We start from the raw sequence: 16,416 nt of genomic DNA, 5'->3' as shown, positions 1-16,416 counted from the left end.
TAGAATTATTTAAATATTAACTTTTTGTATTTCCTGACAGAGGCTTATGATAATTTTTTACGGGGTTTTGGCAAATGTATAAACAAAAAAGCCGGCGAATTGCCGGCTTGAAAATTTTAGGGTGGATGAGGAGATTCGAACCCCCGACCCCCAGAACCACAATCTGGTGCTCTAACCAACTGAGCTACATCCACCGTGAGAAGGGCGGTATTCTAACCACACCCTTGCAAAAGTCAAGCAGTTAATTGCAGGCAGGCTATTTTAGATTTGTTGAAGCTTTTCGCTTGCAATAACAGGTATTGACTGTAAAATCAGCCCTTTTATGAGGTGAATGCCCTGATTAACTGGAATCGAAAGGCTTATTATGAAATTAATCTTAAGGTTGTCTGTCTTAACAACGCTTTTACTAAACTCAGCTGTTTTAGCTGAAGATTGGCCGTGGGAGGGTTCCGGAACATCTACGGACCCATTCCTAATCAATACAGTTGAAGATTTTAACAAGATAGACAAAGACCCATTCCATATGGACAAACACTACGTGCTGACTGCTTCGCTTGATTTTGAGGGCTCTGAACCTAACACTATCGGCTCAGAGAGTTACCCTTTTCAAGGACAGTTTGTTGGAAAATATGTTGATCCTGATACAGGCTCAGAAAGCATCGGCTCCCTGAACAATTTTAGTCTCACTTCAAAAGGCCCGAGGCCTTGCGGGATATTCAGGGTAGTAGGAAGCGAAGGGAAGATATACAGCCTAACTGTAAATTCTCCTTCAATTGCTTCCACTTCTAACGCAGCTACTGGAGGAATCGCAGGCAGAAGCAGCGGCATAATAAACGAATGCTCAGTGCTAAATGCTCAGATTTCAGGCAAGAACGGCGTAGGCGGGATTGCCGGATATAATTCGGGCATTATTAATTTCTGCAGCTCGGAAGGTGATATTACAGGTGAAAACACAACCGGCGGTATTTGCGGCTATTTAGAGGGCGGCGAGCTTACTCAGTCAACCTTTGACGGGACGGTAACAGGCATAGAATACACAGGCGGCGGTGTTGGAGGTATAAACTCTTTCTCAGCAGCTTCAGATTGCACTATAAACGCTCATGTCTCAGGCGCAAGCTATGCGGGCGGTTTCTGCGGCACAGCTTCGGAAAGCTCAATAACAGACTGCGTTGTTTACGGCAGCGTAGAGGCGTCAAGCTGGGCAGGCGGAATGTGCGGCATAAATTATGCCGAATTTAGAACTTGCGCCGCATATACGGATGTTTCAGCGACCAACAGCCTTACTTACGGGCTGAACAATCTTTCGCTTGAGGCTGTTACTTATGCCGGCGGTTTTGCAGGTGTCAACAACGATGTAATTGAAAACTGCTTCGCAAGAGGCGGTGTGCAGCTAAGCGTAGATGCGGGCAGCTTCTCAATATCAGATTTTGTTGAATCAGCAGAAAATCAGCCTTCTGTTTTCTCGCACAGTTATGCAGGCGGATTTGCCGGACTGAATTCAGGCAGTATATCCAGAAGCTATTCAGCAGGCCAAGTTGATGGCGGCCTTTTAGCTGATTCCTCCGCCAGCGATTATGCTTCAGACCCAAATTTTGTAACAGACGTTCTTTATGAAGGCGGATTTACGGGTAAAAACGATTCTGTCATTTCCGGTTCATATTTTGATCAGGATACTTCCGGCCTTACAGGTGAAGAAAGCGACGGCGGACTGGCCAAAACTACATCAGAAATGAAAACTCAGGCAACCTTCCAACACTGGGATTTTGCTGATACTTGGAGGATAGACGGCAGTTATCCACAGTTCGGCTGGCAGGTATCAGTTAGCTTCAACCCATCCAGCTATACAGAAACTCTGATCGCAGGCAGTACTGCAATATTCAAGCCTCAGGCAGAAATGGATGGGGAAGGCAGCTTGTCTTGTCAGATAACTGTGGAATATTCTGAGGGCAGCGGCTGGATCTCAGCATCACCTGCAAGCTTTGAGCTAAACACATCTGAGCCAAAGAAAAAGCTTGATGTAACTCTGAATCCTGACGGCATGTTAGCGGGGGTTTATGAAGCAGACATTGTGCTGTCTTCAGGTTCGCTAGAATACGATGTTCTTCTGCCTGTTAAGATGATAGTTCTTGGCGATTTTAATGGTGATTCGAAAGTGGACATTAAAGACTTTGTGCATTTTGCCAATTTGTGGAAAGAGGGAAACTTAACAAATTCAGACTTGCTGGGCTTTGCTTCAAACTGGCTTAACTGAATGAATTAGTTTTAAGTATTAAAGGGCTTACAGATCTGTACGCCTTTTTTTATAGAATAAAAAGAACAGAGCAGAACTGCTGTAAACTGTTTTTAATTAATTTCGTATTCTCTGTATAATACCAAACACTTTTACAGAGGTGATATATGATTCTCAAAAATTTTTCACTTATTCTTCTTGTTATCTCATCGGTTTCAGCATTTGAAGAAGTGCGAAAAGTAGATAAAGACTTCTACCGAGGCGGAAGAGTGCTGGACACAATTGAGTTGAGCAGCATCTCCACACCCGATATCGCCCTTGAAGAAATCCTCAAAAAACGCGGCGGAGAAGTTGTTTTTACTAGGCAGGAATTTACCATAAATCAGCTCTCGCACATTCTCAAGCTAGGCTACGGCTACAGCGAAGACAAACGCAGAACAGTAGAATCTTTCGATAATGCTTACCCTGTGCTAATCTATCTGGTAAATAGAGATGGGGCGTTCGTTTATATTCCTAAAAAAAATGCACTCGGGAAGATAGTGGACGACAATATAAAACGCCGCCTTTTCAGCGCAACCAAACATAAAGATAAAGATGGCTATATCTCTGCTGCCAACTTTTTAATCGCAGGTTCTCCCAAGCTAGCAGGCGTGAGAAGGCCGCGAGAGGGAAGGAAATTTCTGTTTATTGAGGCTGGCAGAATCGCTCAGAATATGGAGCTTGCAGCTAATTCGATTGGCCTGGGTGTAAAAGCCGAGCCGGATTTGGAACAGCGCAAGATTCGCTCGCTTTTGAAGATGCCTTCGGGGTTTGAGCCGGTAATGATGTTATCTCTGGGTAAGCTGAAAAATTCCAATTTCCAGATCAGCCCTGAGACTCTGAAACAAGACGAACCAGCCAAAAAGCAGAAAACCAGCGAAAAGGAGCAGCCAAAGAAGCAGGAGAATTTGAGGATAGCAATCATTGTTCCCGAAAGAGGGGCGGACAGAAGGATCATAAACGGGCTAAAAAATATCTTCCAGATATCCGATGCAAAGTGTTATGTTGCCGCGCCGGATAATGAATTCCGAAACTCAGACGGAATAAAAATGAGCCCGGATATTCTTATCAATAATTTATCCGTAAGGGATTATGACACGCTCGTTTTTCTCGACGGGAGCATTACATCTAGGGTTTACCGAAACGATGAGCTTGTAATGGATATAATGTACGAGGCAGACCAGCTCAACAAGACAGTTGCGGCTTATGGCTATGCTGTAGGCGTATTGGCAAGGTCAGGGGTGCTTTCAGGAGGTGTAAAGGCATCCGGAAGTATCGGTGTTAGAGGCTCTGTAAAAAAATACGGCGGGCGGTTTATTACTGAATCCGCTGTTGTCAGGTCGGGAAATATAGTTACAGCGAGAAGTCTTGACACGCTTGCAAGAAGAGATATTCAGGGGCCTGAAGGGGTTTCAGGCTTTGCAGCGGAAATACTCAAAGCTTCAGAAAATAAGGCCAAATAAACTATTATGAAAGGGAATTTTATGAAGTATCGTATGATTGCGTTTGCTGTCTTGGCAGCTTTTGTTTTCACAGCCAATGGGGCGGACAGTTTCAAACCCTACGTGAAAAAACCGGATAATAATGGCGTGCATCTGAATGCTCACGGAGCAGGGGTGCTGCATCACAACGGAAAATATTATCTTTACGGCGAGCATAAAATCGCCGGCAAGGCAGGCAATAAGGCTCATGTGGGAGTTCACTGCTACAGCTCAGAAGACCTTTACAACTGGAAGGATGAGGGGATTGCTCTGAAAGTGTTTGAAAAAGAAGGCCACGATATCGAGAAGGGCTGCATCATCGAAAGGCCGAAGGTAATATACAACGAAATGAATGATAATTTTGTAATGTGGTTCCATCTGGAGCTGAAAGGCCAAGGCTACAGCGCAGCAAGAACAGGGCTGGCAGTTTCCGATAATCCGACAGGCGAATTTGAGTATATCAGGTCATTCCGCCCGAATGCCGGGCAATGGCCGATTCATTTCCCCAAAAAATGGCAGAAACCCATCAGTGATAAGAAGTTCAATAAGCTTAAAGAGGAATCAGACTGGGACTACTGGCTCACTCTGCTTGAAAAGGGAATTGTATTAAGAAGAGATTTCAAAGAAGGGCAGATGTCCCGAGATATGACGGTTTTCGTTGATGATAACGGCAAGGCCTATCATATACATTCCGCAGAAGATAATTCGACCCTTCACATCTCTGAGCTCACCGATGACTATCAAGATTTTACAGGCAGATACACCAGAGCTCGGCCGGGCGGATACAACGAGGCCCCCGCAATATGCAAGTATGAAGGAAGCTACTACCTTATTGCCTCGGGATGTTCAGGCTGGGCTCCAAACACAGCACGCTCATTTAGAGCAGGCAATATTATGGGCGAATGGAAGGCTCTTGGCAATCCGTGCAAGGGCAAAAATCCGCATAACGATATAGGCTCAATCAAAACCTTCGGCGGACAAAGCACCTACATACTCCCTGTGGAAGGCAAACGAAATGCATTTATAGCTATGTTTGATGTGTGGAGGCCTTCAAACCAGATAGACAGCAGATATATGTGGCTGCCTGCGCAGATAAAAGATAACGAGATTATCGTTCAATGGCAGACCGAATGGGGTCTTTCCTATTTCGATGAATAATTGTTTTCTCCACCTTCCGGTTTCGGCCGGAAGGTTTTTTTTATACCTCGGCCTTCCTATAGAGATATTACTTGAAAGTTTTGAGTAAATTTAGTAAAGTAGTACGAAAGGCTTTTAATTGAGGAATTAATAATGAAGAGATTAACATTTTTTACGGCTGCTTTACTTTTATTTGCAAATGTATCATTTGGAATTGTTATATCAGGCGGCGATTCAGGCCATCTTACAGCTCCCTCGGACGACCCGGGCTGGGCTCGCTCAGGTAGTGTAGGGACAAACGGGTCAGGCGTTTATCTGGGGAATGGCTGGGTGATAACGGCCAACCACTTAAGCAGCAAGACATATTTTACTGTTGACGGGGATGCCACCTACAGCAAGATGGCAGGCGAGGAATACGGAGTTCAGCTGGATAATCTCGAGAAGACTTCTAAAATAGACCTCTATATGTTCAGAGTTGACACCTCAGCAGGCAATTTAAGCGGGCTTTCTCCAACGCCTATAGCCTCAAGCGTTCCTTCTGCTGGAACTCAGGCAACTCATATCGGAACAGGCGACGGCCAAACCTCTTCAACGGAAACTACTTGGTATATCGACAGGCAAACTGGAGTTTGGTCAACAGAGGGGAATCCGTCAGATACCCAAAGACAAGGTTATTATTGGGAGGCTGATAGAGATAAGAGATGGGCATTTGAGGAAGTTTATCAATCAGACGCTGATTTCAATGGCATAGAGGGTTTTGCCACATCTTTCGAAGATATGCCGGACTATGGAATAACAGTAGATCATGATTCGGGCTCCGGCCTTTTCGTCAAAAATGGCGAGTGGGAGCTTGCTGGAATTGCTCATGCTATTGCCACTTACGACGGCCAGCCGGACAGGACAAGCGTTTACGGCAATTTGAGCTTTTATTCAGACCTCTCACAATACAGCGGCCAGATAAATGACATAATGGCCATCCCCGAACCTGCTTCAATATTAACGCTGGGACTCGGGTGTTTGTATTTCAGGCTGAAGAAGCAGGCTCATACTTAAGCCAAAGCTGCATAAACCGCTTTTACGATTTTAACTGCTTGAAAAAATGTCTTAAAACCATAGAATTATGACTTACACTTTAATTCTATGATTTAAGATGGAGAAACAATGCCCAGCAGCTCAGATATACTCATAAAACAGTTAGAATCCTCATACAGAAGCGATGAGTTCGTTTGCCTTCTCTCTCAGTATGAAAACTGGAAGACATCCCAGCCTCTGAAAGGCCTTCGAATTCTTGAAGGCAGTCCGGTATTCAGAAATACCTGCCCCAAGATTGCAGCACTCTTGGCCGCGGGCGCAGAGGTTACAGTTGGTCTGCACGAAAACTGCCCATACAACCCGCAGGTTGTTGGAATGCTGGAAGATATGGGGCTTGAAGTCCGCAGCGGAACAGATTTGAAACAGGATTTTGACATCATTCTCGACTGCGCCGGGGCCTACCACCAATTAGATGCCCGCCTCGGCTTTGCAGAACTTACCAAGTCTGGTGAGTATTACTACACAAACAGCTCTAAACCCTGCTTCTGTGTTGACAGCAGCATTATAAAGTACTTCGAGGATTATCTGGGTACAGCAGACGGGCTTATGCGAAGCCTTGAAGAAAAGGAGCTTCCCGTTTCCGGGAAAACTTACCTTGTCTTCGGATGCGGGAAGGTTGGCGCTGGTATTTGCAGAAGACTCACAGACGAGGGGGCTGAAGTGGTGCTCGTGGAGGATGAATCACGGAAAGAACAGTTCGAATATCCCGTTATAGACTTCAAAGACAAAGGCTCTGTGCACGAAGCTGCTGCTGAGGCAGACTTCATTGTTACAGTAACGGGGATTAAAGGCGTTATAAGCAAAAGCTACGATGCAGATGTGTTTACCAGCAGCAGAGCTTTCTTGATAAATATGGGTGCTGAAGATGAATACGGCCCGGACATCCCCCCTTACCGGGTTCTCAACGAAAAGAAGCCGCTGAATTTCATCCTGGGCGAACCCACAAGATTGAGATATATCGATGCAACGCTTGCACTTCATAACTATGGTGCATTTGTCCTCCAGAGAAGCGAGTTTCATTCTGGGCTTGTATCTCCGCCTGATGATATAGAGAGGATGCTGATAAAACAGACAATTGCAGGAAGCTGCATTTCAGAGGAAGTTAAGCAATTTTTGGAAACTCAAAACTATTCGGTGTAGATATGTCGAGCCTTCTCTTGAAAAATGCAGTATTAGACCAGTCGCTCAGTAATATCCTAATAAAAGACGGCATATTCAAATCGCTTGATGCGCCGGCATACTCCAATGCGGATTCCGTTTTAGACTGCACTAATCTGGCCGTTCTGCCCGCGTTCTATAATGCCCACACCCATTCACCAATGACACTCCTTCGGGGCTACGCAGACGACCGAGAGCTTTTCGACTGGCTCCAGAATTATATCTGGCCTATGGAGGCAAAATTTACTCTGGATGATATTATCGCAGGCACGCGTCTTGCCTGCCTTGAGATGATAAAAACGGGGACAGTTTTTGCTGCTGATATGTACTGGCATTTTCCGGAAGTATCAAGAACGATCACGGAAATGGGGCTCAGATGCTGCGCAGGGCCTATCTTTCTTGATGCCTTTGACGATTCGCTCACAAAGCCGCAGTTTGAAGAGGCTGAGAGATTTTACAATTCACTCCCCAGCTTCAGCGAGCTGCTGATTCCAGCCATTATGCCTCATTCTGTTTACGGGGCAAAGGAAAGCACCCTCAGGAAGGTAAGCGAGATGGCCAAGCAGCTGCAGTATCCGATACAGATACACGTTGCTGAAACTGAAAAGGAGGTGAAAGACTGCCAAAGCGAAACAGGGCTCACTCCATTTGAGTATTTGGATTCTTTAGGCCTTCTCACTGAGAAAACAGTATCTGTTCATTCCGTTCATATGACAGACGAAGATGCCGAACTGGTTAAACGCAGAGGAGCGAAAATAGCACATGTTCCCGTGTCTAATATGAAGCTCTCGAGCGGGGCATTCAGGGCAGGCTTATTTGCTGATTATCTTGATTCGATATGCCTCGGTACCGACGGCTGCTCTTCAAACAACAATTTGAGCATGATAGAGGAGATGAAATTTGCCTCGCTTCTGGCAAAACACAGCTTCGAATGCACTCAGATTTTCAGCTCTGAAGCGGTGTTCAAATTTGCCACAAGAAACGGGGCAGCCGCTTACGGATTTGATGGCGGAGTGATTGAAAAGGGCAGGCCGGCAGACTGCATATTGGTTGATACAAAAAGCCCTTTTATGACACCCGGATACGATATTGTATCTGATATTGTTTACAGCTGCGACTCCTCCTGCATAGATACCGTTATATGCAATGGGGAAATTCTCATGCAGGCAGGAAAAGTAAACGGCGAGGCCGAAATTATCGAAAGAGCAAGAGAGTCTGCACGAAAAATTACTGAGAAATGATTTTTTTATAAGCTTTTACTGAAAAACAAAACATACGAATTTACACGTAGACAACCGCCTATCGCTATTTATAACAATGTTTTTTTGAAAAAATATTTTTTTTTGCTTACAAAATTTTATTGAATTTTCAATTAGAAATGATACATCTAAATTTAATATGCTTGCTTAGAGCAGGATGTTAGACGGTATTGAGAAGAATCTAATTTGTGAAAGGTTATTAAAATGTACAGGTTTATTGCGTTAACGTTGGTTTTTATGTTGATGGCCGGTTTGGCTTCAGCCAAATACATTGATGTTGATTCGGATATGTCTGACTGGACGGGGGACGACATATTTAATTTGGGTTCAAGAAACGCCCCTGACGGCGGCTCGTACGACCTTAAAGTAACATTCGATTCTGATAATATTTATCTCGGCTTAGACAGGAGCAGCACATCACGTACCCTTGGAGATACAGGATGGGACGATGATTCATTTTTCGTTGCGTTCGATGTTGACGCTTCAGCAGGCTCAGGGGCTTCCTTAGATGGTTACGAAAGGGTCAATTTTACGGGTGATAATCTTCCGGATAAGATGTTCTGCTATGCAGGCGGCTATGTATGGTATGAATCTAGAACTTGGAACAGCTCTTCTTCATCGTGGGACGAAGATGGCTGGGTTGAGAACGGCGGAACCGGGCATTATGCTTCATATGGCAGCAACGCTGATGAATTTGCCATTTCACGTGATCTGATAGGGGCAGATGTAGATGATGAAGTAACTATGTGGGCATGGATGACAAGAGAAAGCAACGGTTATGTTGAGACTGGCTGGGGTGTCGGCAGCAGTACTTATGATGCGCAGGAAGATGTAATTTATGCGCCTGATGCGGGAAATGGAATAATGGTACCCGAGCCTCTCACATTGGGGCTTCTTGGGATCGGCTCACTGGTTCTCAGAAGAAGGCAGTAACAGCAGGATATTGTATCAGAGATCACAAGGCGAAGCTTCACGGTTTCGCCTTTTTTAGTTCAAACAAGGCAGCAGAGCCGATTTGTCACCCATTTTATGATTATCTTCTTTAATTTTTATTTTTCTGTTACAATTTTTAACTGCAAATACAAGTATAGGTGAAGAATTCGAGCGGATTTTATATGAAAATTAAAAAAGAAAATTCGGATTTTATTAAGCATTATTCCAGAGTTCAGCTAAGGCTATATACTTATCTGCTCGCATCTGTGCACAACCGCAATGACGCAGACGAGCTTATGCAGGAAGTAAGCCTGATACTCTGGGAGAGTTTTGATAAATACGACCCTTCTTATGATTTCGCTGGCTGGGCTCTTGGGATTGCCAAGAATAAAGTGAAAGAGCATATGCGAAGCAGAAAAAGGGCCCCCGTATTCGGCGAAAACTTTTACGAATCCTTGGTTCAGCTCGCCCAATACAGCGACGATAATCAGGCAGAAAGGATTGAACTGCTTCAAAAGTGTATAAAAAAGCTTAATACCTCCGACAGGAAGCTTCTTCTTATGAGATTTAAGAAGGAATTCAGCGTAAAGAAAATTTCAGAAATTACCGGCAGATCCGGCAACGGGATTTACAAATCATTAGCAAGGATTGTAGCACTGCTGAGAAGCTGTATTAAAAGAGAACTTTTAAGACAGGAATAAAGATAGGGAAATGAATAATCACGAACATAAACTGACAGAATATATACTGCGTATGCTCGAGGGCGAAAACAACGACTCCCGGCAGCAGGAACTTGAAGAGCAGCTCAGAGAGCTCACCGAAGACAATCCAGCTGCGGTTAAGCAATACTGGCAGCTTGTAAGCGATTATGTATGCATTGAATCAAGGGTTCGGGAATACGATGATGAGGAAATTGTAAATGAGTTTATGCCGGCAGCTTTAGATGATGACGCTGTTTCAAAGCTTCAGGAAGAGATAAAAAATGCTCCGATTGTCCCTCATAAGAATCAGCCTAAAACAAAGCAAAAATCGCCGGCGGTTTATGAATACCCCTCAGAGCCTGCAAAAAGGAAAGTAAGCAAGCCAACTGTATTTGTAGCAGTTGCTTCTGCTGCTGCGCTTTTATTCCTTCTTGCGGCAGTGAAGCTGGAGACCTTCTTCACTAAAACCAAGACCGCATTCGTCAATGATTCATACAAAGCTGTATGGTCGCAAGAGTATAGAAAACCTTCTGAGGGGGGTGTTTTTTACGATAAAGATGATTACTTCAAGCTCGAAAAAGGTCATTTAGAGCTGCTTTTCGAAGGCGGTTCGCAGATTGTCGTGGAGTCTCCAGCAGTTTTCAGGTGCACATCGCAGGAAACTCTCGAACTTGATTACGGGAAAGTTTGTGCTTATGTGCCCGAAAGGGCAGTCGGCTTTACTGTTCAAACTCCTTCCTCTGAGATTATAGATTTGGGAACAGAGTTTGGTGTACAAGTGAACAAATACGGTGATTCCAAAGTTCAGGTTTATGAGGGGAAAGCTGCCCTCAGCTCTATAAATGAAAAGTTAAGCGAATTATTTCTGTCTGTAGGTCAGGCCGGAAAAGTTGAGCGTTTGAGCGGACAGGTAAGCAAGGCAGGATTCGAACCTGCAGCCTTCACAAGGGATATTGATTCAAGCTCCGGTATGCTTTGGCGGGGCGGCGGGCTTTGTCTTGCGGATATAGTGGGAGGCGGAAACGGCTTTGGCAGCGGAACAGAGAAAACCGGAATTGAAATCTCAGACGGAGATATGCTTGGAAGGCTCTCTTATGAAGGAGAACGCAACGGGCAGAATGCGTATGTATCGGTTTCAAAGAACGAATATATAGATGGAGTATTCTGCGCTGATAATGCAGGCCAGGGCGTTCAGATTGCATCCACGGGACTTCTAAGCAAGGATATCCCTGAAACCAGCGGGTCATACTGGGGATACATATTCAACGGCGCATTCCATAAGGGAGCGGATGTACCAAGGCACAGACTGCGCAAAAACGGTACACCTTACGGGACAAAAGACAACCCCGCTATCACAATGCATTCAAATACAGGGATGACTTTCGACCTAAACTCGATTAGAGAATCTCTCAGCGATATGAAAATTGAATCTTTCATTGCACAGGCGGGCATTTCTGACACTGTAAATAAATACTCCAAATCTCCCTCTAGAGCTGTAATGCATATTATTGTTGATGGAGAAGTTAGATTTCAGAAACTGCTGTCCAGCGATTCTCTTCTGGAAGATGTAAATATTGATCTTGCAGATGACAACAGATTCCTAACCCTTGCTGTTACCGAAGCAGACGACAGCTGGGGATTCGACTGGAGCTTCTGGGGAAATCCGGTGCTGAAGATTGATGCAGACAGATAATTTAGGCTAAAATAATCGAATGAAACATCTTATAAAAATATTCCTTGCCGGTTTGATATGCACTATGTCCTTTGCGGGTTTGAGAACAGATTTCAACCTCGACGGCAAAGTTGATCTTTCTGATTTCGCAGCTGTTGCAAACAAGCAGCAGGACAGATATAAAAGCCTCGATATCTCAGATTTGGCTTTTCAGTGGCTTTCCGGTTTGAACCAGTCTGATGCTTTTATAGAAAAGGTTTATACGGACGGTTCTAGGTACAGCCCGAATGCAAACTGCTGTATAACAGTCAAATGCGCAAACCCTTCAGAAAATGCTTTCAGCGGTACTCTCAGACTGCGTGTCCTTAAAAACACCGGCGCCGTTTATTCAGCTTCTGATTCGATCTCGATTTCCTCTTTCGGCAATACAAATAAAACGTTCTCATTTCAGCTCCCGCCTGATGATTTTCAGGGCTATCAGATTGAAGCTCTTTTGAACAATGCAGATAGCGAAACATCTGCAATCGATGTTTCCAGCGACTGGAAGATGTATCCGCGATACGGGTATGTTACAGAGTTTTACGAAGGACAGAAGGCTTCAAGAAATATCGAAATTATGAATTCACTCTCGAGAGATTATCACATAAACTCCCTTCAGTATTACGACTGGATGTGGAGGCATGAGAATGTAATACAGCGAAATCAGGATGGAAGCATAAAAGACCCGTGGCAGGACTGGCGAGGAGCAGAAATATCCTATTCTGTTCTTGCTCATTCTATTAGTGAGGCGCACGATAGAAATATGGCAGCTATGCCGTATTTTCAGGCCTACTGCGGACTCGATGACTATCAGCAGATAAGCGGGGTGAGCCCTGAATGGGGACTCTATTCTGATCAATCTCATCAAAACCAGTATTACCATGATGCCGGAACAAAAATCTGGGTATTTAATCCGTTCAATCTTGATTGGCAGAACCATCTCTGCGGCGAGTTTACCGATGCAATGCAGGCTTTGCAGTGGGACGGACTGCATATCGACCAGCTCGGGAATATAGGCAGCGGCAGCTACTTTGATTATTGGGGGGAAGAAGTAAATCTTGCAGACGGCTTGCGGTCTATAGTAAACAGAAGCAAGATGCATCTGGACTGGCTCGAAACTGAGTACCCGTATATGCAGGGCAGGGACGCTGTGATTTTTAACATTGTTGACGGAGGCGCAGGCAGCTGGGCATCCTCTGAGATTGTAGAACAAAGCAGTACGGATGTGATTTACAGCGAGCTTTGGGCTAATGATACCTACAGAGGGGTAAGGGATTTTATTCGCTACGCAAAACAAGAATCCGGAGGGAAGGCAGTAGTGCTTCCTGCATATATGAATAAAGGTGAAGATACCGGCGGCTATTTTGATGAAGATTCAGTTCTTCTTGCCGATGCTGCATTTTTTGCATGCGGGGCTTTCCATCTTGAGCTTGGCGACGGAGATTTTATGCTCGCAAACGAATTTTTTCCTTCCAGAGAAAAACTTATGACCGATTCGCTGAAAGATAAGCTCAAAGACTATTACAGCTTTATCACCGCAAACGAAAAGCTGCTTTTCTCCCCGGAGCTTAGATTAGGCGACAGCGGGCTTCAGTGGATAGATATACCTGAGATAAGCCTTTCCGGCGATGCCTCTTCTAATACGGTATGGTTTCTCAACAGGGCGAATGAGGATTTCGAAATCTTTCATCTTGTCAATCTTCTCGGGAATGACAGTTTATGGAGGAATCAGGCGGCTTCGCCAAATACAGTCAATGATTTCACGGTTAAGCTAAGGCTCGGGCCTAACGCCGAGGCAAAAAAGGTTTTCTGCGGCTCGCCGGATAGAAACGGAGGCAGCTTTTATCCTCTGAGTTTCACCGAAGGCAGGGACAGCACTGGAGATTTTATCTCATTCACTGTGAAAGAGCTGAAATACTGGGATATGATCTTGGTTGAAAGGGATTTTAATACCCCGCAGGGATACAGGTATGAGGCGGAAGACGCGATTAAATTTAACACAGCTGTTGATAACGACCACCCGGGCTTCTCAGGCGAAGGTTTTGTAGATCAGTTTACCGGAGTTTACGATAGCGTATCTTTTTACGTAAAAGCAGTCCATAGCGGCAGTTACAATATCAAACTTAATTATGCATCCGCTAATGAAAGCTCAAGGCGGACTGTAATTATCAATGGCGATTCAGCCGGCAAGATTGATTTGCCAATTCTTCCAAACTGGGACAGCTGGGCAGTTAGCTCGGTTTCTGCAGAGCTTGAAAAAGGAATTAATCAGGTTTGCATTTACTACGCCCCTGATGATTTCGGAGATATAAACATTGATTACATAGAAACGGAAAGTAATTAACATATTATTTAAGCTTTGCCCCTGATGCCATGCGGGTGGTAAAGCAAGGTTGTTGTCATGGCAAATGGAGAATTTAAAAATGAGACAGTTAGCAGCATTTATTTTAATCATTTTGGCGAGCGTTTCTTTCGCTGAGCTGGTTGGGTATGAAAGCTTCGATTATCCGGACGGGTCTAATCTGGTAGGGCAGAACGGAGGTATCGGCTGGGACAGAACCCAAACTGGTACAAAATCAACTTGGAAAACCGACTGGGGTACTTTGACAGGCGATGTAATTAACGGCGGCGTGTACAGCAGCCCAGCTTTCGGCGGAAGCGGCGGCGGAGCCTACAGAGACTGGTCCAGCGGTGATATCTGGGCAGGCGCTCAGCAGGCCGGCGGAATTATATACGCCGGAGCAACTATTACCCTCACCGGCTACAGCGACTGGGGCGGAATCAGCTTCATGGCCGACACTGGAGGCGAAAAAGTTAAATACGGGCTGCCTTATCAGCAGGCAGGAGTAAAATACTGGGGATTGAGCGTAGAAGGAGACGGCGGCGGTCAGGCTTTGACAGACGTTGAAGCTGAGCTCAACGAAACAGTGCGCATTATTGGCGTATGGGATATGGAAACTGAGAATGTAGGCGTATGGGTAAATCCCGATGCTGAGGACTATTACAACAGCCCGTCAGACAACACAGCAGATGCGTTTATGGATGCCTCAGCAAGAGAAGGAGACTGGATTACCGGTATTAGGATAGCGTGCATGGAAACAGCAGACTGGGATGATGTTGTTGTTGCAACAACATTCGAGGAAACATTCACCTTTGAACAAAAGCTTTCAAGAGCGCACAATCCCCTGCCGTCTAACGGGGAGACAGGCGTACTTGCTGATACCGATCTAACTTGGGATTTTGCTCTTGCAGAACCCGATGTAACTGATGTTGATCAAACTGTTGATGAATACCAGCTCTATATGAATACTGTAGAGGGCGATCCTAATCTTTTCCTTATTGATACCACCGCAAAGCCCGCAGGCGGCTGGGATGAGGTTTCCGGGTCTTATTCTTACACGCCGGCAGAGCCGCTCGATATGGACAGAACATACAACTGGCGCGTTGATGCTGTTCGAGGCGCAGAAACAACTACAGGGTTCACATGGCAGTTCCAAACGAAGAAATCTATTCCTGAGATTCTATCGCAAACTGAATACGTGCTTTCTGATATAGGCGAGACAGTATCAATGGAAGTTGAAGTCGGCTCTATTTCTCCGGAAACTTATCAGTGGTACAAAGCTGATGCAGCAGGCGAGCTTCAGGAAATCTCCGGCGAGACATCTTCTGTGCTCGAAGTTACAAATGTTCAGGCAGGCGATGAAACTGAATACGTTTGCAAAGTAGCCAACGATTCCGGTACAGAGGTCTCAAGCGATCCTATTATGCTTTATATCCAGAAGAAAATCGCTCACTGGTCTTTCGACGGCGGAGATTATCAAAGCGCAGTAGCAGAAAGCCCAAGCAGTTATCTTTTCGGAGATCCGAACTTTGTTTCAGGCTGGAGCGGCGAAGCGATCACTTTCAACGGAGAGGACAATGCCCTTTATACCGATATAGAGGAAGTGGATTACTTCGATCAGTGCAACTACAATATGACAGTTACCTTCTGGGCAAAATCTACAACACCATCAGACTGGAACCCGTTTGTAGCAAGAAACGGCGAAAGCAGCGAAGGCTGGCAGGTAAGGAAGTATAACACTGCCGATCAGGGCAGTAAGATCTGCTTCACAACCCGAGGCACAGGCGGCGAGGAAGACGGCACGCCTTCAGAGAGAAACATCTTTGACGGTCAGTGGCACTGGATTGCAGCATCATTTGATGACGGCGAGAAGAAGCTGTATATCGACGGCACACTCGCATCTGAAGACAGTCTCCCGGGCGATTCTATCGCAGAAACATCTTCACCAGTGAGCATGGGGGCAAGATTTGAGCTTGAAGGCGGCGTAATAGTTCCGCAGGAATTCAGCTTTATGGCCAGCACACTCGATGAGGTGTCTATATACAACTATCCAATCTCAGAAAGCGATATAGCGCAGATGATGGCTGATATGACTGGTGAGCCGGTCTGCCAGTCCGATCCGCAGATGGATTTCGACGGCGACTGCAAAGTAAGCCTTTCTGATTTTGATGAATTTGCAGCCCAGTGGCTCATTGATAACAACGTTTATCCAACAGAATAAAATATAATAGCATTCCCGGCTCACTTGGGCCGGGAATGCATATTTCTTATCCTTACGCCCTGAATTATGAGCAGGGCGAAAGAATGGGGAAATTTTAACTAAACATTAAATTT

11 protein-coding genes and 1 tRNA gene are annotated in these 16,416 nt (G+C 45.2%); 11 read left to right on the top strand and 1 reads right to left on the bottom strand.

Annotated features, from left to right (window positions below):
- Positions 1–120 precede the first annotated feature (120 nt).
- Positions 121–194: transfer RNA gene (locus tag L21SP3_RS03215), tRNA-His, on the bottom strand.
- Positions 195–364: 170 nt separating this feature from the next.
- Between L21SP3_RS03215 and L21SP3_RS03210 the strand changes: the two genes are divergently transcribed.
- The 11 genes from L21SP3_RS03210 (at position 365) to L21SP3_RS03160 (ending at position 16,303) form a co-directional block, all read left to right on the top strand.
- Positions 365–2,251, top strand: a complete 1,887-nt coding sequence (locus L21SP3_RS03210) for a hypothetical protein (RefSeq protein ID WP_123785121.1) — start codon at positions 365–367, stop codon at positions 2,249–2,251.
- A 146-nt stretch (positions 2,252–2,397) separates the two neighbouring features.
- Positions 2,398–3,732 carry a DJ-1/PfpI family protein gene (locus tag L21SP3_RS03205; RefSeq protein ID WP_077539315.1) on the top strand — a complete coding sequence of 445 codons (1,335 nt, stop codon included), beginning with the start codon at positions 2,398–2,400 and terminating at the stop codon, positions 3,730–3,732.
- A gap of 21 nt (positions 3,733–3,753) precedes the next feature.
- A complete protein-coding gene (locus L21SP3_RS03200) occupies positions 3,754–4,908 on the top strand; it encodes a glycoside hydrolase family 43 protein (RefSeq protein ID WP_077539314.1) in 1,155 nt (384 codons plus the stop codon).
- A 132-nt stretch (positions 4,909–5,040) separates the two neighbouring features.
- Positions 5,041–5,940, top strand: a complete 900-nt coding sequence (locus tag L21SP3_RS03195; RefSeq protein WP_077539313.1) for a trypsin-like peptidase domain-containing protein — start codon at positions 5,041–5,043, stop codon at positions 5,938–5,940.
- Positions 5,941–6,048: 108 nt separating this feature from the next.
- A complete protein-coding gene (locus L21SP3_RS03190) occupies positions 6,049–7,119 on the top strand; it encodes an NAD(P)-dependent oxidoreductase (protein WP_077539312.1) in 1,071 nt (356 codons plus the stop codon).
- A gap of 2 nt (positions 7,120–7,121) precedes the next feature.
- On the top strand, positions 7,122–8,378 hold the full coding sequence (locus tag L21SP3_RS03185) for an amidohydrolase (protein ID WP_077539311.1): 1,257 nt from the start codon (positions 7,122–7,124) through the stop codon (positions 8,376–8,378).
- 222 nt (positions 8,379–8,600) lie between these two features.
- Complete coding sequence (locus L21SP3_RS03180) at positions 8,601–9,329, top strand: PEP-CTERM sorting domain-containing protein (RefSeq protein ID WP_077539310.1); 729 nt, start codon at positions 8,601–8,603, stop codon at positions 9,327–9,329.
- A 182-nt stretch (positions 9,330–9,511) separates the two neighbouring features.
- The gene (locus L21SP3_RS03175) at positions 9,512–10,030 is read left to right on the top strand and encodes a sigma-70 family RNA polymerase sigma factor (protein ID WP_077539309.1); all 519 of its coding nucleotides are present in this window, start codon (positions 9,512–9,514) and stop codon (positions 10,028–10,030) included.
- 10 nt (positions 10,031–10,040) lie between these two features.
- Positions 10,041–11,723, top strand: a complete 1,683-nt coding sequence (locus L21SP3_RS03170; protein WP_077539308.1) for an NPCBM/NEW2 domain-containing protein — start codon at positions 10,041–10,043, stop codon at positions 11,721–11,723.
- Between the two features lie 19 nt (positions 11,724–11,742).
- On the top strand, positions 11,743–14,085 hold the full coding sequence (locus tag L21SP3_RS03165) for a glycoside hydrolase family 66 protein (RefSeq protein ID WP_077539307.1): 2,343 nt from the start codon (positions 11,743–11,745) through the stop codon (positions 14,083–14,085).
- A gap of 79 nt (positions 14,086–14,164) precedes the next feature.
- Complete coding sequence (locus tag L21SP3_RS03160) at positions 14,165–16,303, top strand: LamG-like jellyroll fold domain-containing protein (RefSeq protein ID WP_161488075.1); 2,139 nt, start codon at positions 14,165–14,167, stop codon at positions 16,301–16,303.
- Positions 16,304–16,416: the final 113 nt, after the last annotated feature.

The sequence above is a fragment of the Sedimentisphaera cyanobacteriorum genome (assembly GCF_001997385.1).
In the GTDB taxonomy this organism is placed as follows: domain Bacteria; phylum Planctomycetota; class Phycisphaerae; order Sedimentisphaerales; family Sedimentisphaeraceae; genus Sedimentisphaera; species Sedimentisphaera cyanobacteriorum.
The sequence above is the reverse complement of the archived record's forward strand: the minus strand, read 5'-3'. Positions and strand labels throughout refer to the sequence as shown.